This window comes from Ralstonia sp. 1138 (genome assembly GCF_040544795.1).
Lineage (GTDB): Bacteria > Pseudomonadota > Gammaproteobacteria > Burkholderiales > Burkholderiaceae > Ralstonia > Ralstonia flatus.
Genome location: NZ_JBEPKQ010000004.1, coordinates 39,868 through 58,757, shown reverse-complemented (window position 1 = coordinate 58,757; position 18,890 = coordinate 39,868). Strand labels below are relative to the sequence as shown.

The following is an 18,890-nucleotide window of genomic DNA, read 5'->3' as shown; positions in this document are numbered from 1 at the left end:
CCTGGGCATCGCGCTGTGATCCGGGTCGGCAAGGAACTTTTCGCGCCTGGCAGGCGGTCTGGGCTCAACGCAGCCCCGCGTCGGGCCAGGGCCAGAGACGAGACCTTTGCCCAGAGCGATCCAGGCGACGCTATCGCTGAAATATTCTTGGATGCCGAGCGTGTTGGATGGGGTGTTGCTCGTCTCGGTAACATTTTCCATAAATTCAATTTTATTGATATCTGATTTAATGGAAATTATCGTATTTTTTGATACAAGTTTTGATAATTGATTTCCTTGAATCTGGATATCGTTTGGACAGGTTGGCCCGGTGGCGGCGCTTTTCTGAATGCGTGCCGGCCTGATCGCCGCAACCTGTCACTGAAGTGCCTTCAATTATCTTAAGGATCCCCGGACCATGCACGCGGATACGGCGTTACGAATGCTGAGTGACCTGTTCTGGACGGGCATCGTCGTCTGCGCACCCGTGCTCGGCCTGACAATGCTGGTGGGTTTTGTCATCAGTTTGTTGCAGGTGGTGACCCAGGTGCAGGAGAACTCGCTGACGTTTGTGCCGAAGCTCTTCACCGCCGTGATTAGCCTCATGGTTTTTGGGCCTTGGATGCTGCGGAAATTCGTTCAGTTTTCCGTGCACCTGTGGTCCGACATCCCTTCCATGATCTGAGCAAATCGTGGCTGTTTCCACCATTTCAGCATTTGACGCGAACCGCATTGGGACAGTGTTTTTACTGTCTTTGCGGCTAGGCGCCACGCTTCTCGCGACACCGATCCTGCCCGCAGCGGGCGTGCCGACGCTCGTGCGGGTCTTGGTGGTACTGGCGCTGGCCATGGTGCTTTCGCTGAGTTTGCCTGGCGCCGATGTTCCCTTCGATATGACGGCACACGTCGGTACGCTGTTGCAGGCGGCGCTGACCGAGTTGGCACTGGGGATGACGCTCGCGCTTGGGATTCTCCTCGCCTTTGCCGTATTTACCACTGCCGGGCAACTGCTCGATCTGCAGATTGGCTTTGGCATCGCGCAGGTGCTGGACCCGGCGACCAACGCGCGGATGCCGCTCTTTGCCACCGCATACAACCAGGCCGCCGTGGTGGTGTTCTTTCTTGTGAATGGGCACCACGCGCTGCTGCGCGGTTTGGCTTACAGCCTGGAGCGCTTCCCGCTGGGGCGGCCCTGGCCTTTCGCCGCGGCCATTGCACCGATCACCAAACAGGCGGCGGGTCTGCTGGGCTTGAGTTTTGCGCTGGCTGCACCGGTCGTGTTCTGCCTGCTCCTGGCGGAAATGGCTTTAGGCGTGGTGGCCAGGAATCTGCCGCAGATGAACATGCTGACGATGGGCATTCCCGTCAAGATCGCGGTTGGGGTGATTGCCGGGTCGATGTGGTTTGCTGGGGTCGGCAGCGTGATGTCGCGCGCCTACGATGAGATCTACCGTGTCTGGGGCGCAATCTTTGCGCCGGCGGCAGTGGAAGAAGGAGCGAGTCGCCACGCCCTCGAATCGCTTGGCGGGGCGCGCTGATGGCTGATTCAGATCTGCATAAGAACCAGCCGGCCACGCCCTACAAGCTGCAGAAGGCGAGGGAACGCGGCCAAGTCGCCAAGAGCCGGGATTTGATCTCTGCGGTGACCTTCACGGTCGCCATGGTGTTTCTGACATCGCAGGGCTGGCAGACGTGGCGTCGCCTATTTCAGTTGGACCGTCTGATTCTTGCACAGGCCGGTAGCGTCGAGGCGACGCAGCCCGCCATGCTGCATCTGGTCGATCAGTTGCTTTGGGCCGCGGTCGAGCTGGGCGGGCCGTTTCTGGCGACCCTGATGCTCTCGGCGGTCGCCGCCAATCTGCTGCAGACCGGTCCCATTCTTTCGTTTGAGCCCGTCAAGCCCGCGTGGGAGCGCGCTAACCCGATTCAAGGGTTCAAGCGGATGTTCTCGCTGCGCACGCTGTTCGACGGTGTACGCGCGTTGCTCAAGCTCTTCCTGCTCGGCCTGGTGGCGTACTTCTCGCTCAAGAGTCTGGCCCCGCAGTTTTATCACCTCGCAAGCCTCCCGGCGGTCCGGTTCGCGCAGACGCTGTTGGACGACATGGCGTCGCTCGGCATGAAGATGGCGGCGATGCTGATGTTCATCGCGTGCCTGGACTTCATCTACACGCAGCGCGAGTTCAGCAAGAAGATGCGGATGAGCCACAAGGAACTCAAGGACGAGTTCAAGCATCGCGAGGGCGATCCGAGAGTTCGCGCTCGGCTGCGCAAATTGCGGCTGGAAATGCTCAAGCGCGCCCGGTCAGTTGCTAAGACTCCTCAGGCAGACGTGCTGATCACCAACCCCACGCATGTGGCCGTGGCGCTTCGCTATGCGCATGGCGAGATGGAATCTCCGCTGCTGATTGCGAAAGGCGCAGGCGCGCTGGCGGCGGTGATGCGCAAGATCGCAGCGAAGCACCATGTTCCCGTGGTGCAGAACCGGGCACTGGCGCGCGCGCTGTTCGACACACTGGACGTCGACCAGTGCGTGCCGCCTGCGCTGTACGCGGACGTGGCCCGCATCATCGTGTGGGTGCTGGCCATGCGCGAAGCGCGCGAGCGGACGCTGATGGGGCAGGTGTCATGACGTTGCTCAAGCGCTTCTTCGGGGCCAACAGCGACATGGCCATGGTGGTGCTGATCCTCGGCGTTCTGGTCGTGCTGTTCGCGCCCATTCCGTCGGGGGTGCTGGACTTCCTGATCCTGACGAACGTCAGTTTTGCGTTCCTGATTTTGCTGCTGACGTTTTATATGGCGCGGCCGGTGGAATTCTCGACCTTTCCATCGCTGCTGCTGATTGCAACCTTGTTCCGTCTGTCACTGAACGTCGCGGCGACCCGGCTCATTCTCTCTGATGGCAACGCGGGGAGGGTGATTGCGGCGATTGGCTCCTATGTGGTCGGCGGCAACTACGTGATCGGGCTGATCGTCTTCCTGATCCTGATTGTCGTGCAGTATGTGGTGGTCACCAGCGGTGCGCAGCGCGTGTCCGAGGTGGCAGCGCGCTTCACGCTCGATAGCATGCCCGGCCAGCAGATGAGCATCGACGCGGATCTGAACATGGGATTCATCGATCAGGCCGAGGCGCAGCGCAGGCGCAAGAACCTGGAGAAGGAGGCGGCCTTCTATGGGGCGATGGACGGCGCCAGCAAGTTCGTCAAGGGCGATGCCATCGCCGGCATCGTCATCTTGCTGATCGATGTCGTGGGCGGTCTCGTCATCGGCGTGATGCAGCACGGTCTGCCGTGGGCGCAGGCCCTGCAAACCTATACGCTGCTCACCATTGGCGATGGCATCGTGACGCAGCTGCCGGCGCTCGTGATCGCGGTCGGTACCGGCATCATCGTGACCCGCTCGGCTTCGGACGAGAACTTGAGCCAGGAGGTGCTGCGCCAGATCACGTCTTTTCCCAAGACCCTGCTGCTCGTCGCCGCAGCGCTGGCTGGGTTGATGTTGTTGCCCGGCATTCCGGTGGTACCCACGCTCGCGTTGCTGACTGTATTTCTGGGTGTGGCGCTTGTGCTGTACCGCTCCGCGCGTCCGCCTGAGGCCGCCAGCGAAGCGGTCGCGGGCATGACCGAGGAGAAGCCGGCCGACGCCGACACGGACCCGTACGCGCTGCTCGCGGTCGACCCGATCGAGATCGGCATCGGCGCGAACTGGGTGCCCGTCGTCAATCGATCCGGCAGTGTGTTCATGGAGCGCATTGCGGCGTTCCGAAAGCAACACGCCCAGGATCTTGGCGTGGTGTTGCCGCGCGTGCGCTTCAAGGATTCCAGCCGCCTCGCGGCGGATCAATACGAGATCGCCCTCGATGGCGTGGTCTACGCCAAGGGCGAGGCGCGGCAGGACCGCGTGCTGGCGATTCACCCCACGGGCGATACCCGCGCGATCCCTGGTGAAGTGACGCGAGACCCGACCTATGGTCTTCCGGCGCTGTGGATCGAAGAGCACCAGCGTCAGGCCGCGGCCGCCGCTAAATATACGTTGGTGGACGCACCAACGGTCTTCATGACGCACTTGAGCGAAGTGCTGCGCCGGGAATCTTCGGCACTGCTGACCCGTTCGGAGACGGAAAAGCTTCTTACACGCGTGCGCCAGTCCCAACCGGGACTGGTCGAAGAAATCGTGCCAACCGTCCTGTCGCTGACCGACATCCAGAAGGTGTTGCAGAACCTGCTCAGGGAGAAGGTGTCGATCCGCAATATCGACGCCATTGTTGAGGCGTTGGCCGACGCCGGCCGCGGCACCAAGGACGCAAACCTACTCACGGAAGCGGTTCGTCGGCGCCTGGGCCACGCGATTTGCCAAGGTCTGCTGGGCGAGGCTAATGCCCTGCAGGTACTGACATTGGATCCCGCGATGGAGGGGCAGTTTCTGCAAAGCGTGCAGGCCGCCAAGGGTGCCGATCCCGGTGGCGCTGCATCCGGCCTCTTCGTGGTCGAGCCGAAGCTGGCCGAGCAGTTCATCGCTCGCTTGGTGCAGCAGGCCGAAAAGATGATGAAGAGCAATCTGCTGCCGGTGCTGCTGTGCTCGCCGGAGTTGCGGCGCCATATCCGCGCGATCTCGGAACGCGTGGTACCCCATCTGCGGGTGTTGTCGATGGCGGAGATTCCCCAAAACATCGAACTGAAATCCTGGGGTGTCGTCACGCTTTGACGCGCTGACTGCCTCGTCTTTTACCGCAAGCAAACCATGCAAGACGTCCTCGCAATCACCTTGGCCAGCATGCACCAGGACATGGCCCGTCTGGATGGCGTGGCCATGAATCTGGCCAACCTGTCCACGCCGGGCTACAAGCGAGGTGTGGCCGCCCCGCAGTCCTTCTCGCAGATCGTCGAAGCATCGGCGGTGCAGATGGGCGAGAGCGCCGCCAACAGCGACGTCCAGATGTTGAGCGACATGCGTCCTGGGACGGTCAAGCTGACCGGCCAGACCCTGGATGTGGCGCTGGCGGGCGACGGATTCTTTGAGGTGACCACGCCCAATGGACCGGCCTACACGCGGCAGGGGAATTTCCGCACCGACACGCTGGGTCGCCTGGTGACGACGCAGGGGTATCCCGTGATGGGCAAGAACGGCGAGATTTTTCTGACGACGCAGACACCGGTGATCGACGCGGTGGGGAATATCACCGAACCCAACGCGACGACGGGCCCATCCGCGGTCGATCCAGGCACACCGATCGCGCAGCTCAAGGTCGTCAAGTTCGATTCGCCCAAAACGCTGCAGCGCCTGGGCGAAGGCATGGTGGCCGCCGGCGCCGGCATGAACCTCGTCGAGGATGCCAACGTTCAGATTCGCCAGGGAGCGTTGGAGAACGGGAACGTGAATTCGATGCAAGAAATGATGCAGCTGATCCAGACCATGCGCCATTTTGAGTCCATACAGAAGGTGACGCAGGGGTATGACGAGGTGCTGGGAACGGCCATCAGGAAGCTGGGCGACCTGTCTTGAGCGGTCGGTTTTATCACAAGGGTTTCGGAGCGGGATTCACCATGTTTGATGCACTTTATATCGGCGCCACCGGCATGCAGGCGCAGCAACTGAACGTCGATACGATCGCGAACAACCTGGCCAACATGAACACCACGGGGTTCAAGAAAAGCCGCGTGAGTTTCACCGATCTTGTTGCTCAGGAGGCTGCCCGGCTCCAGCCCATGAGTGACGCCCCATCGGGCCCGTTGTCCGTGCTGCCAAGGCTGGGTGCCGGCGTTGGCGTGTCGAACGTCACCAAACTCTTTGATGCCGGCGATCTGCAGCAAACCGGCTCGCCATTCGACGTCGCGATCCAGGGCGATGGGTTCCTGGAAATCGCCCTGCCCGATGGCAGCCGCGCGTTTACGCGCGGGGGCACCTTCAAGGTGAACGCGAACGGCATGCTGGTGACGCAAGCGGGTTACGTCGTCAAGCCCGGGATTTCGGTGCCCAGTAACGCGAAGAATCTGACAATCACCGCGGACGGCCACGTCAGCATGGCGGTGCCGAATCAAGCCGCACCGGTTCAGGCCGGGCAGCTCGAACTGGTGCACTTTGCGAGCCCTGGGCTGCTGCTGGCGCAAGGCGACAACCTGTATCGCTCTACGGACGCGTCTGGCGAGCCCGTGGTCGGCAAAGCGGGCCAGGACAACCTGGGCACCTTCGCGCAGGGCTACCTCGAAGGCTCCAACGTCAAGATGACCGACGAGATGGTGGGGCTGATGGTGGCACAGCGCGCCTACGAGGCCAACGTCAAGGTGGTGCAAGCGTCGGACGAGATCCTTGGCATGGTCAACAATCTTCGCAAGTAGTCGTGTCGCAGATGCTGGCCCACTGCATGCAACGATGCCGATCGACGCGCTTGTTGGCGGCGTTTGGCGCAACTGTGGCGGGGGTGTTGTTTGCCCTGTCGAGCGCCAGCGCCCACGCGCGCCTGTTGCCCAATGCGCCGGATGCGTCGGGCGCCGAACCCGCATGGGGCGGCACGATGATCGCTCGCATTGCACTGCCCTCTGTGGTCGAGGCGAAGCACAGCGATGTCTCACTGGGCGAGGTCGCGTCCCTGGCCTCGCCCAGTCTGTCGACGTTGCGCAAGTTGATGCGCCTACCGCTGGGCAGGTTGCCGAAATCGGGGGAGTCCGCACACCTGAACCGGGCAGCCCTCGCCAGTTGGATTCGCGCGCGTGCGGGAATCGATCCGCGACGTATCGCCTGGAGCGGAGCCGAAGGGGTGGATATCACGCTGTCGACGCGCGAACTGGGCGGCGAGGCACTGGCCTCGGCCGCCGCGGCGAGCTTGCGGAACTGGCTCGCCACCCGAAGCACGCGCTCAAGTATCGAATTGAGCCGCACGCCGGGCAACCTCATCGTGCCTGCCGGCAAGGTCAAGCTGCAGGTGCGGCCGATTCCCAATGCAGCGTTGCTGGCCAAGCGCATGTCGGTTTGGGTGGATGTTTGGGTGGACGATCGTTTCATCCGGACCGTACCCGTGAGCTTTGAGGTGAGTGCCTATGAGCGCGGCTATGTCGCTGATTTGGGCGCAGCGTCTGGCAGTCCGCTGGACCAGGTGGCGATGCAGCCCCGGGAAGTCGATCTGACCACGGTGCCGTCCAAAACCGTGCTGACGGATTGGAAGTCGGCCTCGGCGGACCACCTCAGGCTGCGCCATGCCGTTGCTGCTGGGGAGATCGTGACGCGCGACAACGTGGAATTGCGTCCGGCCGTCTCGCGCGGCGATTGGGCGACGTTGCACGCGACAGAGGGGGCGGTGAATCTGGAGGGCCGTGTCGAGGTGCTGGAGGACGGCCGCACGGGGCAACTGGTCCACGTGAAGCTGTCCAATGCCACGGCACCGATGCTGGCCCGCGTTGTTGGGGAACACATGGTGGAGATCAAGCAATGAGCTATCGCTCCACGGTTTGGCTTGTCGTTGGCCTGCTTTGGCTGGCGATGAGCCCTCAGTTAGCTCGTGCGGAGAGCCTGTACAAGGAAGGGACGTACCGGCAGTTGACGTCGGACAACAAGGCGTTCCGGGTGGGGGATGTGATCACCGTCCAGGTCTACGAGAACTCCAGCGCGACGACGAGCACGGATACGACCAGTCAGCGCAAGAACAACCTGAATCTCGGCATCAGCACGCTGCCGGCCTTACGCCAGATCGGTGGGACGGCGGGCGTGGCTGGGGATTTCGAGGGCGGCGGCACCACGCAGCGCGCTAACAAGCTGCTGGCGACCATCACGGTGGCCGTACAGGAAGTTCTTCCCAATGGGGATCTTCGTATCAGTGGCGAGCAGCTGCTGACGGTCAACGAGGAGCAGCACAAGGTCGCCCTCGAAGGCCGCGTGCGTCCGCAGGATATTTCGGACGGCAATGTCGTGCTGTCGACGCGGCTGGCGGAGGCCCGCATCAACTATGTCGGCGACGGGGATCTGTCCGATCGCCAGCGGCGTGCGTGGTGGCGCAAGGTGCTCGATTTCTTGGGGTTTTAATGCGTTTCGGTCACCGGATTTTCCACGTTGCCGTCTGTGCCTGGCTGCTTTGCACGTTGGCCGCATGGGCGGGTGGCGCGCGTGCCGACAGCACGCGCATCAAGGATCTGGGCAAGGTCCAGGGCTGGCGAGACAACGTGCTGGTGGGCTATGGGATCGTGACGGGCCTGGCCGGCACGGGGGATGCGCCGACCAATCGGACCACACGCCAGGCACTGTCCAACGTGTACTCGCAATTCAATCTGACCGTGCCGCCCGAGCAGGTGCAGAGCCGCAACGTCGCCGTCGTGATGGTGTCGGCCTCGTTGCCGCCGTTTGCGCGCGAAGGCGACACGTTGGACGTGACCGTGTCCTCGGCGGGCGACGCTCGCAGCCTGGTGGGCGGCACGCTCTTGCTGACGCCGCTCAAGGGTCCAAACGGGCGGGTCTACGCGCTCGCGCAGGGTGCGCTATCGGTGGGTGGCTACCGGTACGACGCGAACGGTAACGTGCTGCAGAAGAATCATCCGACCGTCGGGTCGCTGCCGAACGGCGCCACCGTGGAGGTGGGGGTCAACGCCGAGGTGCTGGACGCGAACCAGAGCGTCACCTTCGTGCTGGCCGACCCCGACTATACGACCGCCAACCGGATCGCCTCGGCGATCAACAGCCAACTGGGTGGCGCAACCGCGAAGGCGCGGGACGCGTCCGGGATTGAGGTCCGCGTGCCGGATGGGCAGCGGGATCAGCTGGTCAGCTTTGTTGCCAGGCTCGAGAACGTCACGGTGGAGCCGGACCGTAGAGCCAAGGTGGTAATCAATGAGCGCACCGGCACCGTGGTGTCGGGTGGGGACGTGAAGATCTCCAAAGTTGCGGTCTCGCACGGCGATCTGAAGATTTCCATTGCGACGCAGAACACCGCGTCGCAGCCGGGTGATGTGATTTTTCCGGGGCCTGGGGTGCGCACGGCCATCGTGAGCAACACACGGATGGAGGCGTCCGAGCAAAACGGGCCCGGCTTCGTGCCGCCGGGCGCCAACACCGTGGCCGATCTGGTCCAGACGCTGGCCAAGCTGCACACGAACACGCGCGACATCATTTCCATTCTGCGTGCCATCAAGGCGGCGGGCGCGCTGCATGCGGAGCTGGTCGTCCAGTAGCGGCGGCACATACGAGGAAGTTGGGGAGTCCAGGCATGACGGAAGGAATCGAAGCAATCACCACCACGCTGATGGGCTTGGCGCTTGATGCGGCCAGCCTGCGCCAGCAAGTCACCGCGGCCAACATCGCGAATGTCGAGACGGCGGGCTACGCGCCGATGCGGGTCAGTTTCGAGGCGCAAATGGCAGAGGCGCGCAGCGCATTGGGAAGCCACGCTCAACTTGATTCGACGTCGCTCGAAGCCATGCAGCCGAGGATCGTACCGGTGCTCGATGCCGCCGGATTGCCTGCGAAGGTGATGCTCGATGTCGAGGTCGCGAACCTCGCGCAGAGCGCCGTGCAGTACCAGGCGCTGGTCAAGGGCTTGTCGAAACACTACGCGATCTTGTCGAGCGCGGTGAGCGACGGCAAGAGATAAGGAGGGGAGACATGGATTACGCACGCGCGTTTGCAATCAGTGCGGCAGGCATGGCGATCGAGCGGACCCGCGTGGATGTCGCGGCGCTGAATCTCGCGAACGCCAATACGATTCTGGGCGCGGATGGCGCTAACTTTCAGCCGCTGCGGGTGGTGGCGCAGGCCGTACCGGTGGGGTTGAACCAGGATGCCGGGTTCGTGAGCTTCGCGGATCAGGTTGACCAGGGGCTGGACGCGTTCGAGTCCACCTCCATCAGTCTTCCGCAGATTCGGACCGAGCCGACCGGCGTGCAACCGCGCATGGTCTATGAGCCCGGCCACCCGCTTGCGAACGACAAGGGCTTTGTTGCCTATCAGGGCGTCGACACAGCCACCGAAATGGTGACCTTGATGGGCGCATTGCGCGCGTACGAAGCCAACGTCGCGGCGATGAACACGGCACGCACGCTCTCGCTCAAGGCGCTGGATATCGGTGGCGCGTCATGACCTGGGAAGCCATTCAAGCCGTGGCGCAAGCCGGCCAAAGTGAGGTCGCATCCCAAGCACTGTCCGGTGTGGGCACGAGTGCGTTCGCCGCCAGCGGGGCGCATTTTGCGGACATGGTGAGCCAAGGCCTCGGGGACGTGAATCGGCAACTGTTGGTTTCGCAAGCGGATCTGCAGCAACTGGCGGCGGGGAACGTGCAGAACCTGCATCAGGTCATGATCCGGCTCGAAGAAAGCCAGCTCTCGTTTCAGTTGCTGATGCAGGTGCGCAATCGCCTGCTGGAAGCGTATCAAGACGTCATGAAGATGCAGGTGTAGGGATGAAAGAACGCGTGCGGCAATGGAACGTTGAGGGGCTGGCTGCCAGCTTCCTGGGAGGCATTTGGTGATCCGGGATTTGTGGAAAAGCCTCAGTGCGTTGGCAAGGGCCGGCCTGATGGCAGGCGTGGTCTGCATCGTGGTCGCGATGGCCCTGGTCGCCTATTGGGCGCTGCGCACCGACTATCAGGTGCTGTTTGCCGATCTGGGGCCCCAGGACTCGGCCGCCATGGTCGCTGAGTTGGACCGGCTCAAGATTCCCTACCAGTTGGGCGACCAGGGCACCGCGATCCTGGTGGATCGCAACCAGGTGTACGCGACGCGCATCAAGCTGATGGGTAAGGACTTGCCGCTGCACGGCGCCGTGGGGCTGGAGCTGTTCAACAACAGCGATTTCGGCATGACCGAGTTTGCCCAGAAGATCAACTATCAGCGCGCGCTGCAAGGCGAGTTGACACGCACGATCCTGTCGATCGCCGAGATTCGGGATGTGCGCGTGAACCTGGCGCTTCCCGAGCAGGGGCTCTTCAAGCAGGCCAGCAGTCGGCCCAAGGCGGCGATCACGCTGACGATGAAGCAGGGCCAGGTGTTGCGGCCGGAGCAGATCACCGGGATCCAGCGTCTTGTTTCTGCGGCCGTTCCAGGAATCGCGACCCAGGACGTCACGATCGTCGACCAGCACGGCGTGGCGCTGACGCGCGCCGCGGGCGCGGAAGACGGAGCGGACGCCGGCGGCGCCGGCCGGCTGGACCTCAAGAAGGAAACGGAGGCCTACCTGCTGCGCAAGGTGGGGGATGTATTGGAGCGCAGCTTCGGGCCGGGGCAGGCCATCGCCAGCGTGGACGTGACGCTCGACATGGACCGCATTCAGACCACGACCGAGGATGTGGTGCCGGCCCCTGGCCGGGCTGGCCAAGCACTGAGCGGCGTGGTGACGCGCGAGCGCGAGAACGTGCGCGAAACCGGCGCGCCGCTGGACGCGCGTGTCGCCGATGCGGCGGGAAGCGGGCGCGGTGGCAGCTCGCAGCGCGAAACCGATTATGCGGTCGGCCGCCGTGTCGAGCAGGTCGTGAGCCAGCCGGGCTCGGTGCGCCGCATTCAGGTGGTGGCCATGGTGCGCCAGCCGCTCGATACCAATCAGCAGGAACGGCTGCGGCGCTTGGTTGCCGCTGCGGTGGGCGCGTCCTTCGAGCGCGGCGATACGGTGGTGGTGCAACCGCTGGACGCCTTGGTGTCGGGTGCTTCCCCGTCAACTGCGGCGACGCCGGCTGACACGGGGACGGCTCCGAACGTGCCTGCCGATATGGATGCAAGGGGAGCGCTCACGCTGTTGGGCAGCCGGCTCACTGACCGGGCGCTGGCGGGTGTGGCGCTGGTACTGATCCTTGCCGGCGCGCTGGTGGGGACGCTGATCGCGCGGGTCGTCCGCCGGCCAGTCCCAAGGAACGCGCCATCCGGCAATCCAAGGCCATTGTCAACGGCGCAGCGTGAGGCGGCGCTGGCGCAGGTCGAAGCCTGGATGCGGGGGGATGCCGCGCGAAGCGGCAGAGGTGGTGCGCCATGATTGCGCGTGAAGAGGCGATCGGTGAACAAGCGGCCTCACCGGCGAGGAGCGCGGCGTTGCTGCTGCACGCGCTTTGCGAGTCGGACCGCGACTGGCTATTGCAGCAGCTGCGCCCGGAAGACAGCAGCGCCTTGCGCGGCATGCTCGCCGAGTTGGGTCAGATGGGCATTCCGGCGGATTGCGCTTTGGTCGACGGCGCACTGGGCGGCGTGTCGTGTCTGAAAGCTTCCGATACCGGCACCCACCATGACGCGACGCAAGTGCACAGGCCGGCGCTGCCCGGCACATCCGATGCGGACGTCATCGCTGATCTGCGTCAAGCCACACCGGTCATCCTGGCAGACGTGCTTCGCTCGGAGTCACCCTGGGTCATTGCAACTTTTCTGCTGGCCGCTGACTGGTCGTGGCGGGAGCAGGTCTTGGCGCAGTTGGGGGCACCCGCACGCGGACGGGTGGAGTCCGCCATGCGCGACCAGCAGCGCGACAGCGCTCGCATCCGCGCGGCGTCGGCATTGCGGGCGAGCTTGTGCAGACAGGTACACAAGTGCCTGGACGCACGGACGCAGCACGGGCGAGCCGCACTTGCGCAGAACAATGGACAGCAGCCCAGTCTGGGTGAGGCAAGCGGCCAGCGCGATCGCGCATCGGCACACCGACGCTCATCTTGGCCTGCGTGGTTGAGTAGATTGGGGTTCCGGCGATGAGCACACCCAAAGCAGAATCAATGATGGGGGCTGCCGTCGCGGTCCTGCGCGATATTTCCGTGCAGGAAGTCCCGCGCTTGCTCACGAGACGCCGGCATACGGCGACGCCCGGCGATTCCTTGGCTGCGGGCCTGCGCTCGGTACCACACTCAGGATCTGAGCGACCTGCGCCTGGGGCTTTGGCGCACACGCCGACGTATGAATCGGGCTGGCAAGCTGGACATCACGAGGGCGAGCTGCTTGGGCGTGAGGAAGGGTACCGCGCCGGGTTGCAGAGTGGCCGCGAGGAGGGGTATCAGCAAGGCTTGAAGGAGGGCCGCGCGGATGGTTTGCACGAAGCCCACGTCGCAGCCCGGCAGGCGGTGGAGGCGCCGCTGCGTCAACTGGATCAGCTGCTGTCGGCGCTGCCCGGCGAGATGCGTAAGCGCCTGCACGAATCGGAAGAGGAGATGGCCGCGCTGTGCTTCGAGGTGATCTGCCGGATCGTGGGCGATGCCGTCGCCTCCCCGCAGACCGTTCGGGAGGTCATTCGGCGCGCTGTCCAGCAGTTGGGTAGCCAACTGGTCGCGGTGCACGTGCACCCGGCCGACCTGGAAGACCTGCAAGCCGATACGGAACTCAATACTTGGCTTGCTCGGCAAAGTACCCAGGGCGGCTTGCCGGTCCAATGGGTGGCGGACGACAGCGTCGAGCTTGGCGGGTGTGTTTTGCGCTCGCCCCGGGGCAACCTCGATGCCCGGCTTGAAACGCAGTTGGCAGCGGTACGCGACGTGATAGCCGGTCGCCACGCCTTGTCACGGGAGGTCGCATCGTGACGGATCGGGACCTTCGGCAATTGCGCACTGCGTTGCGGCAAGCGGAACTCACGCGGCGCACCGGTACCGTGCGAAAGCTGACGGGGCTTGCCATTGTGGCGCAGGGCCCGGATGTCCGGGTTGGTGAGCTGTGCGCGATCTCGTCAGGCAAGTCGGGGGCGAAGCAGGTCCTGGCCGAGGCCGTTGGTGTTGAGGGCGACCAGGTCACTCTGATGCCGTTTGGCGATGTGCAAGGGTTGGCTGCTGGCAGCGAGGTGATCGCGCTGGGCAGTCTCGCGGAGTTTGGCGTGGGCGATGCGTTGCTCGGCCGGGTGATCGACGCATTCGGTCGGCCCCTTGATGGCTTGCCACCGCCCGTGCTGACGATGAGCCGACCGCTCAAGGCCGCATCGATCAATCCCATGCAGCGCCCGCGGATCGACTCGGTGCTGGAGACCGGAATTCGTAGCATCGATGCGCTGCTCACCCTGGGACGCGGGCAGCGTGTGGGGATCTTTGCGGGCAGCGGCGTTGGCAAGAGCACGCTGCTCGGCATGATTGCTCGCCACGTGGATGCCGAGATCAACGTGATCGCGCTGATTGGCGAGCGTGGCCGGGAAGTACGGGAATTCATCGACAAGCAACTCGGCCCCGAGGGGCTCAAGCGTTCGGTCGTGATCGCTGCGACGGCCGACCAGCCTGCCTTGGCACGGGTGCGCGCGGTCTATGCGGCGCTCACCGTCGCGGAATTTTTTCGCGACCAGGGCGCACAGGTGGTGCTCACGATGGACTCGATGACGCGCTTCGCGATGGCCCGCCGCGAGATCGGTCTGGCGGCGGGTGAACCGCCGACGGCGCGCGGTTACACGCCGTCGGTCTTTGCCGAGCTGCCGGAGCTGTGCGAGCGGGCGGGAACGGCATCGTCCGGCGGTGCGATCACCGCGCTCCTGACGGTGCTGGTGGAAGGCGACGACTTGAATGAGCCGATCTCCGACGCATTGCGTGCCATTCTCGACGGGCACATCGTGCTGTCAAGACAGATCGCCCATCAGGGGCAATACCCTGCGATTGATGTTCTCAAGAGCGCCAGCCGCCTGCTGCCCGATCTGGCGACGCAGCAAGAACGGGAGTTGGGAATCCAAGCCATCCAAGTTTTGGCCATGCTCGAAAGAAACCGCCAGATGGTAGAGCTGGGCGCCTACGAACACGGCACGAACCCAGAACTCGACCGCGCTTTGGCTTGTTCTTCGCATCTGAAGGCATGGCTCAGTCAGGCTGAAGGTGGCGTGAGCCGGGCGGAGGCGTTGCGTTTGCTGGCCGATGCGCTCACGGTCGAACGGGCAACGCCGTCGTCGCAACAACGGGTCGCGTGATGAACCACCTTCGGAGAAGTCGTCATGATGGCTGATCTGCGGGGCTTCGAGTATGCCCTGGAGCCGCTGCGTCAGCAGCGGCAGTGGCACCTTGACAAGCAACTGGCGGAATTGGGCCGCCTGCAGCGGGATGTCACGCAGGGCCAGGGCGAATTGGCGCGCATGAAAGCCCAATATGACGATGCCGCCCAAGCATCTTTTGATGCGGCTCGGCGGTGGTTTGATGTGGACGCGTACCGGCGCGGGATCGCCTGGTTGGCAGCGTTGCGCTCGCGGTTGATCGAGCAGGAAGCCACGCTCGAATTGCTGCTGCGTCGCAAGCAGGCAGTGCACTTGGCCTGCGTGGCAGCCCAGCAAAAATTGGACGTGGTGGAACGGCACCGCGAGGACAGTGTGGCTGACTATGTGCAGGCACAGAACAGCCGCGTAGCGAAACAATCGGACCACGACTGGATCGCAAGGCAGGGCCAAGGTGTTGCGGAGGGCCGCGTATGAAAATGGAACACAGCATCCACGTGCCGGCGACAGGCCTTGCCAGTCGATCGGCCTCGCCAAGTCAGACAGGACTTGCTGGCGGTGCGTCGGTGCGCAGTCAGGCTTGGCAGCGCGCTATGGAGCAGGCGGATTTTGCCGGGTGGTTCAAGCATTCGGGCGGTGACGGTAAGGAGCACGGTAGCGCTACCGCGCCGCACGTGGATGTTTCACGCCAAGCGACGACGCAGGGTGAATTGGCGGCGCGTCATCAGAAGACCGCAGCCGGCCACCATGCAGAGCGCGGTGTCCAGATGAATGCGGGCACGGCACAGGCCGGCTGGTTCGGTGCAGCCGTTTTTACAGGCAACGGTTTCAGCCCGGACGAGCGGCACGCGGCCAAAAGCGCTCAACAGTCAAGCGCATTGGCTGCGGCGTTTGACGAAGCGGTGCGTTCGTCGGTGAGCAGCGCGGTCGACGTGGAGATTGCCGTGACCACGCCGGCTGCGATCACGTCAGCTAATCCGGTTAAGGCAGCGGTTTCGTCGCCGGTGGGGGGCGCCGCTGTCGCATCGTCCGCGCAATCGCCGGAGAGTTCGCGTGAGGCCGAACCACCGTTGGCGTCCACGCGATCGGCATCAGCTGCGCAGGCGCCCAATCCCAAGGTACGTGTTCACGCGCAATGGACGGACGCGGGGGTGCGTGTGTGGCTTGGGATCGACCGCGATGCCAGCGCGGCGTTGCCTCAGATTCAGCGGCAGCTGGAACGCGTATTGGCGGAGAGCGGCAATCAGTTGCTTGGCCTCGTGTGCAACGGCCGCCCGGTGGCGGGTGCAACGGCGCGCGGCTGGATGAAGAACACTCAACTGGCCCAGCTGCAAGACAGCGCGCGCCAGCAGGGTCTGCAGGACGGTGGCGGGTCTTCTGGCCAGCCGATGTTTCAATGTGATGAGCAGGTACAACGATGACGATCTCAGCAGCAAGCAGTGTGGCCGGTGCGACAGGGTCGCAGGTCAATAGCCTGAACATGCAGGATTTCCTGAAGGTCCTGCTCACGCAATTGACCTATCAGGATCCGCTCAAGCCCATGGACAACGAACAGTTCATGGCACAGATCGCCCAGTTCACGGCGCTTGGCCAGACCCAGCAGATGAACAACAACATCGAGGCGCTGGTCTCGAATCAGGCCGCGTTGCAATCGGTGGGCTTGATCGGCCGAACCGTCGACATCACGACAAACTCGGGCACCGTGACCGGCACGGTCTCGGCGCTTTCGCTCTCGGGAAGCTCCCCGCTGCTCACCGTCAATGCTGGCAGCAGCGGGACGCTGACCAACATTGGCCTGAGCCAAATTGTCGCCGTGCGGTAAATCCCACTCATCCATCCAGGCACGGAGTCCTCAATGCTTGATTCCATCTACGTCGCGATGACCGGCCTGCACGGCTTCGAGGGCGGGTTGCGGGTGATCTCGAATAACACGACAAACATGAATACCCCCGGCTTCAAGGGGTCCTCGCTGCAGTTCACGGATCTCTTCTACTCGACCAAAGGGTTGGGTGGGCAACCTGGCGAGCAGACGGCCAGCCAGTTTGGCTACGGCCTCAATACCGTTGGAACGGTGCTCAATTTCCAGCAAGGGCAGTTACAGACCACGGGCAATGACCTGGATGTGGCGATCAATGGCCAGGGCCTGTTTGTGCTGCGGGCGGCCGATGGAACGGTTCATTACACGCGAGACGGACAATTCAAGTTCAACACCGACGGCAATCTGATCTCGACCGCCACGAACGAGCAGGTGATGGCGCTGGATTCGACTGGGAACCTCACCCCAATCAGCATTGCGGCGCTGAGGAGCAATCCGGCCAAGGCCACCAGCACGGTGACCTTCAGCGGCAATCTGTCGAGCACGTCCACGGGCCAAACGGTCGGCAGCATCTCCGTGATCGACGCCTCGGGCAGCACGCACACGCTGTCAGCCAAGCTCGCGCCGGTGAGCGGAAAGTCCGGTAGCTGGACAGTGACGCTGTTGGACGGCACGACCACGGTAGGCAGCGGCACGATCGCCTTCCTCAACGGCCAGCCGGATCCGGCCCATTCGACGGTGGCGGTGACGTACACGCCGAGCGGGAAAGCGGCGATTCCGCTGACCCTCGATTTCTCGAAGAACGTCACGTCGTTCGATTCCGGCAGCCAATCAACAGTGGCGGTTGCCTCCCAGGATGGGTACGGCGTAGGCAGCCTGACCAAGGCCACGTTTGATGCGACTGGAACGCTGGTGCTGACGTACTCCAACGGTCAGACTGTCAAGCCCGCCCAGCTCGCCCTGGGGCGCTTCAATTCACTGGATGCGGTGAACGCGGTCGGCAGTAACGAGTACGAAGTGGCCAACGGCGCTGCGTGGGAAACCGGGGCCGCCGGCAGCGGTGCGTTCGGAACGCTCCAATCCGGCTCGGTGGAACTCTCGAACGTCGACCTATCGCAGGAGTTCAGCAATCTGGTGATCATGCAGCGCGGCTATCAAGCCTCGTCACAAGTGGTGTCGACCGCCAATGACATGCTGGCCACGCTCTTCTCGATGCGCACGCAATGAATGCCGTGAATAGTCTGCTCCCCGTTGAACAGCGGTGCTTGGCCGCGGCGCAGGAGGCGGCCTTCGCGCGGCCGTTGGTTTGGTGGTCAGAGGGGCAACTGGAGCGGTTGGTTGCTGGCGCGCGGACGCTGTTTGCACAGTGGGTCCTGGACTGGGGACTGCCAGGCGCGGCACCCGGTCCAGAGGTGGCGCATGAAGCAGTGCCGGTGAGCGTCTATTTGGACACGCGGGACGCGGATAGCGCGCGCCTTGTCGCCGGGCCGTGGCTGGCGTTGTCGGCCGATCTTGCCGATCAAGGCTGCTGGTGGACCTTGGAGGTTCCTGAAGCGGGCGTTGGCATCGTGGGTGACGAAGACAGTCGGTACGGCGATCGCGTGCGTGAACAGGCAGCCGTGGCCGTGCAGGCAGCGCTATTTGGCGCGTCTTCCCTCGCACGCAATGACCCACAGGGCGATGTTGGGTCCTCTGTCGCGGGCGGTGTTTGCGCCGATGCCGTGGATGACTGGTGCGCCCGCTTGCGCGAATGGTTTGGCGCGAATGAAGGGGATGCATCCTGTCCCTCCGATGCGATGCTGCATGGCTTGCCGGAGCACGTGCGGCAGCCGTGGTCTGGGGCGGTGTGGCTCTCCATGGGTTGGTGTTGGCAGCGTTTTCACCTGGTCATGGATTTCAACTGTGCCGCCCATCTTCTCGGGCAGGACAGCGCGGTTTCGACGCAGGCCCGGAGTGGGCAGAACGCATCCGGCGCGGCGCGCGTTCCCGTGCTTTTGGCGCTGGCCGATGAAACGCTGTCCATGACGGTGGAGTTGAATCCCGTCACGATCGAGTTGGGAAATTTGGCGGGGCTGCGCATTGGCGACGTCGTTCGCACGCCACACGCGTTGGAGGCGCCACTGTCTGTGCGAGCGGAGGACGGGACGGTGTTTTGCCACGCCTTTCTGGGCAAGGTTGATGAGGATCGGGCGGTTGAACTGCTTCCGGTCGATGCAGCGAACTGACAGCGCATCGCAGTGAATGCGACGCAATGTCGAAGAGTTTGAGTTTT

Annotated in this window: 21 protein-coding genes; all 21 read left to right on the top strand. The window is 63.6% G+C overall.

What is annotated here, in order from left to right; all coding sequences use genetic code 11:
- Window positions 1-397 precede the first annotated feature (397 nt).
- The 21 genes from ABIC76_RS17820 (at window position 398) to ABIC76_RS17720 (ending at window position 18,843) form a co-directional block, all read left to right on the top strand.
- Window positions 398-664 carry a flagellar biosynthetic protein FliQ gene (locus ABIC76_RS17820; protein WP_354534787.1) on the top strand — a complete coding sequence of 89 codons (267 nt, stop codon included), beginning with the start codon at window positions 398-400 and terminating at the stop codon, window positions 662-664.
- Window positions 665-671: 7 nt separating this feature from the next.
- A complete protein-coding gene (locus ABIC76_RS17815; protein ID WP_354534786.1) occupies window positions 672-1,517 on the top strand; it encodes a flagellar biosynthetic protein FliR in 846 nt (281 codons plus the stop codon).
- Window positions 1,517-2,608, top strand: a complete 1,092-nt coding sequence (locus tag ABIC76_RS17810) for an EscU/YscU/HrcU family type III secretion system export apparatus switch protein (RefSeq protein ID WP_354534785.1) — start codon at window positions 1,517-1,519, stop codon at window positions 2,606-2,608. The genes ABIC76_RS17815 and ABIC76_RS17810 overlap by 1 nt, the downstream gene beginning before the upstream one ends.
- Window positions 2,605-4,680 (top strand): flagellar biosynthesis protein FlhA, encoded by a 2,076-nt coding sequence (gene flhA, locus ABIC76_RS17805; protein WP_354534784.1) that lies wholly within the window; start codon window positions 2,605-2,607, stop codon window positions 4,678-4,680. Before ABIC76_RS17810 ends, flhA begins: the two co-directional genes overlap by 4 nt.
- 36 nt (window positions 4,681-4,716) lie before the next feature.
- A complete protein-coding gene (locus ABIC76_RS17800; protein ID WP_354534783.1) occupies window positions 4,717-5,478 on the top strand; it encodes a flagellar hook-basal body protein in 762 nt (253 codons plus the stop codon).
- Between the two features lie 41 nt (window positions 5,479-5,519).
- Window positions 5,520-6,311: a flagellar basal-body rod protein FlgG gene (flgG, locus tag ABIC76_RS17795; protein ID WP_354534782.1), complete on the top strand. Its 792-nt coding sequence runs from the start codon at window positions 5,520-5,522 to the stop codon at window positions 6,309-6,311.
- A 26-nt stretch (window positions 6,312-6,337) separates the two neighbouring features.
- Entirely contained in the window at window positions 6,338-7,402 is a 1,065-nt protein-coding gene (locus ABIC76_RS17790; protein WP_354534781.1) for a flagella basal body P-ring formation protein FlgA, read from the top strand.
- A complete protein-coding gene (locus ABIC76_RS17785; protein WP_354534780.1) occupies window positions 7,399-7,989 on the top strand; it encodes a flagellar basal body L-ring protein FlgH in 591 nt (196 codons plus the stop codon). Before ABIC76_RS17790 ends, ABIC76_RS17785 begins: the two co-directional genes overlap by 4 nt.
- A complete protein-coding gene (locus ABIC76_RS17780; RefSeq protein ID WP_354534779.1) occupies window positions 7,989-9,128 on the top strand; it encodes a flagellar basal body P-ring protein FlgI in 1,140 nt (379 codons plus the stop codon). Before ABIC76_RS17785 ends, ABIC76_RS17780 begins: the two co-directional genes overlap by 1 nt.
- 35 nt (window positions 9,129-9,163) lie before the next feature.
- Window positions 9,164-9,547, top strand: a complete 384-nt coding sequence (flgB, locus tag ABIC76_RS17775; protein WP_354534778.1) for a flagellar basal body rod protein FlgB — start codon at window positions 9,164-9,166, stop codon at window positions 9,545-9,547.
- A gap of 11 nt (window positions 9,548-9,558) precedes the next feature.
- Window positions 9,559-10,032 carry a flagellar basal body rod protein FlgC gene (gene flgC, locus ABIC76_RS17770; protein WP_354534777.1) on the top strand — a complete coding sequence of 158 codons (474 nt, stop codon included), beginning with the start codon at window positions 9,559-9,561 and terminating at the stop codon, window positions 10,030-10,032.
- Window positions 10,029-10,349, top strand: a complete 321-nt coding sequence (fliE, locus tag ABIC76_RS17765; protein WP_354534776.1) for a flagellar hook-basal body complex protein FliE — start codon at window positions 10,029-10,031, stop codon at window positions 10,347-10,349. The genes flgC and fliE overlap by 4 nt, the downstream gene beginning before the upstream one ends.
- A gap of 67 nt (window positions 10,350-10,416) precedes the next feature.
- Complete coding sequence (gene fliF / locus ABIC76_RS17760) at window positions 10,417-11,913, top strand: flagellar basal-body MS-ring/collar protein FliF (RefSeq protein ID WP_354534775.1); 1,497 nt, start codon at window positions 10,417-10,419, stop codon at window positions 11,911-11,913.
- Complete coding sequence (locus ABIC76_RS17755; RefSeq protein WP_354534774.1) at window positions 11,910-12,617, top strand: hypothetical protein; 708 nt, start codon at window positions 11,910-11,912, stop codon at window positions 12,615-12,617. Before fliF ends, ABIC76_RS17755 begins: the two co-directional genes overlap by 4 nt.
- The gene (locus ABIC76_RS17750; RefSeq protein ID WP_354534773.1) at window positions 12,614-13,432 is read left to right on the top strand and encodes a FliH/SctL family protein; all 819 of its coding nucleotides are present in this window, start codon (window positions 12,614-12,616) and stop codon (window positions 13,430-13,432) included. Before ABIC76_RS17755 ends, ABIC76_RS17750 begins: the two co-directional genes overlap by 4 nt.
- Window positions 13,429-14,784, top strand: coding sequence for a FliI/YscN family ATPase (locus tag ABIC76_RS17745; RefSeq protein ID WP_354534772.1), 1,356 nt, complete (start codon window positions 13,429-13,431; stop codon window positions 14,782-14,784). The genes ABIC76_RS17750 and ABIC76_RS17745 overlap by 4 nt, the downstream gene beginning before the upstream one ends.
- A gap of 24 nt (window positions 14,785-14,808) precedes the next feature.
- Window positions 14,809-15,279: a flagellar FliJ family protein gene (locus ABIC76_RS17740; protein WP_354534771.1), complete on the top strand. Its 471-nt coding sequence runs from the start codon at window positions 14,809-14,811 to the stop codon at window positions 15,277-15,279.
- 116 nt (window positions 15,280-15,395) lie between these two features.
- Entirely contained in the window at window positions 15,396-16,223 is an 828-nt protein-coding gene (locus ABIC76_RS17735; protein ID WP_354534770.1) for a hypothetical protein, read from the top strand.
- On the top strand, window positions 16,220-16,624 hold the full coding sequence (locus ABIC76_RS17730) for a flagellar hook capping FlgD N-terminal domain-containing protein (RefSeq protein WP_354534769.1): 405 nt from the start codon (window positions 16,220-16,222) through the stop codon (window positions 16,622-16,624). The genes ABIC76_RS17735 and ABIC76_RS17730 overlap by 4 nt, the downstream gene beginning before the upstream one ends.
- A 33-nt stretch (window positions 16,625-16,657) precedes the next feature.
- Complete coding sequence (locus tag ABIC76_RS17725) at window positions 16,658-17,845, top strand: flagellar hook protein FlgE (protein ID WP_354534768.1); 1,188 nt, start codon at window positions 16,658-16,660, stop codon at window positions 17,843-17,845.
- On the top strand, window positions 17,842-18,843 hold the full coding sequence (locus tag ABIC76_RS17720; protein ID WP_354534767.1) for a FliM/FliN family flagellar motor C-terminal domain-containing protein: 1,002 nt from the start codon (window positions 17,842-17,844) through the stop codon (window positions 18,841-18,843). Before ABIC76_RS17725 ends, ABIC76_RS17720 begins: the two co-directional genes overlap by 4 nt.
- Window positions 18,844-18,890 lie beyond the last annotated feature (47 nt).

Bases quoted from the DNA above. Each gene is read 5' to 3' on its own strand.
- ABIC76_RS17800 (WP_354534783.1), top strand. From the start codon at position 4,717: ATGCAAGACGTCCTCGCAATCACCTTGGCCAGCATGCACCAGGACATG.
- fliE (WP_354534776.1), top strand. From the start codon at position 10,029: ATGACCTGGGAAGCCATTCAAGCCGTGGCGCAAGCCGGCCAAAGTGAG.
- ABIC76_RS17755 (WP_354534774.1), top strand. From the start codon at position 11,910: ATGATTGCGCGTGAAGAGGCGATCGGTGAACAAGCGGCCTCACCGGCG.
- flgG (WP_354534782.1), top strand. From the start codon at position 5,520: ATGTTTGATGCACTTTATATCGGCGCCACCGGCATGCAGGCGCAGCAA.
- flhA (WP_354534784.1), top strand. From the start codon at position 2,605: ATGACGTTGCTCAAGCGCTTCTTCGGGGCCAACAGCGACATGGCCATG.
- ABIC76_RS17740 (WP_354534771.1), top strand. From the start codon at position 14,809: ATGATGGCTGATCTGCGGGGCTTCGAGTATGCCCTGGAGCCGCTGCGT.
- flgB (WP_354534778.1), top strand. From the start codon at position 9,164: ATGACGGAAGGAATCGAAGCAATCACCACCACGCTGATGGGCTTGGCG.
- flgC (WP_354534777.1), top strand. From the start codon at position 9,559: ATGGATTACGCACGCGCGTTTGCAATCAGTGCGGCAGGCATGGCGATC.
- ABIC76_RS17735 (WP_354534770.1), top strand. From the start codon at position 15,396: ATGGAGCAGGCGGATTTTGCCGGGTGGTTCAAGCATTCGGGCGGTGAC.
- ABIC76_RS17820 (WP_354534787.1), top strand. From the start codon at position 398: ATGCACGCGGATACGGCGTTACGAATGCTGAGTGACCTGTTCTGGACG.
- ABIC76_RS17780 (WP_354534779.1), top strand. From the start codon at position 7,989: ATGCGTTTCGGTCACCGGATTTTCCACGTTGCCGTCTGTGCCTGGCTG.
- ABIC76_RS17720 (WP_354534767.1), top strand. From the start codon at position 17,842: ATGAATGCCGTGAATAGTCTGCTCCCCGTTGAACAGCGGTGCTTGGCC.
- ABIC76_RS17810 (WP_354534785.1), top strand. From the start codon at position 1,517: ATGGCTGATTCAGATCTGCATAAGAACCAGCCGGCCACGCCCTACAAG.
- ABIC76_RS17730 (WP_354534769.1), top strand. From the start codon at position 16,220: ATGACGATCTCAGCAGCAAGCAGTGTGGCCGGTGCGACAGGGTCGCAG.
- ABIC76_RS17750 (WP_354534773.1), top strand. From the start codon at position 12,614: ATGAGCACACCCAAAGCAGAATCAATGATGGGGGCTGCCGTCGCGGTC.
- ABIC76_RS17790 (WP_354534781.1), top strand. From the start codon at position 6,338: ATGCAACGATGCCGATCGACGCGCTTGTTGGCGGCGTTTGGCGCAACT.
- ABIC76_RS17785 (WP_354534780.1), top strand. From the start codon at position 7,399: ATGAGCTATCGCTCCACGGTTTGGCTTGTCGTTGGCCTGCTTTGGCTG.
- ABIC76_RS17725 (WP_354534768.1), top strand. From the start codon at position 16,658: ATGCTTGATTCCATCTACGTCGCGATGACCGGCCTGCACGGCTTCGAG.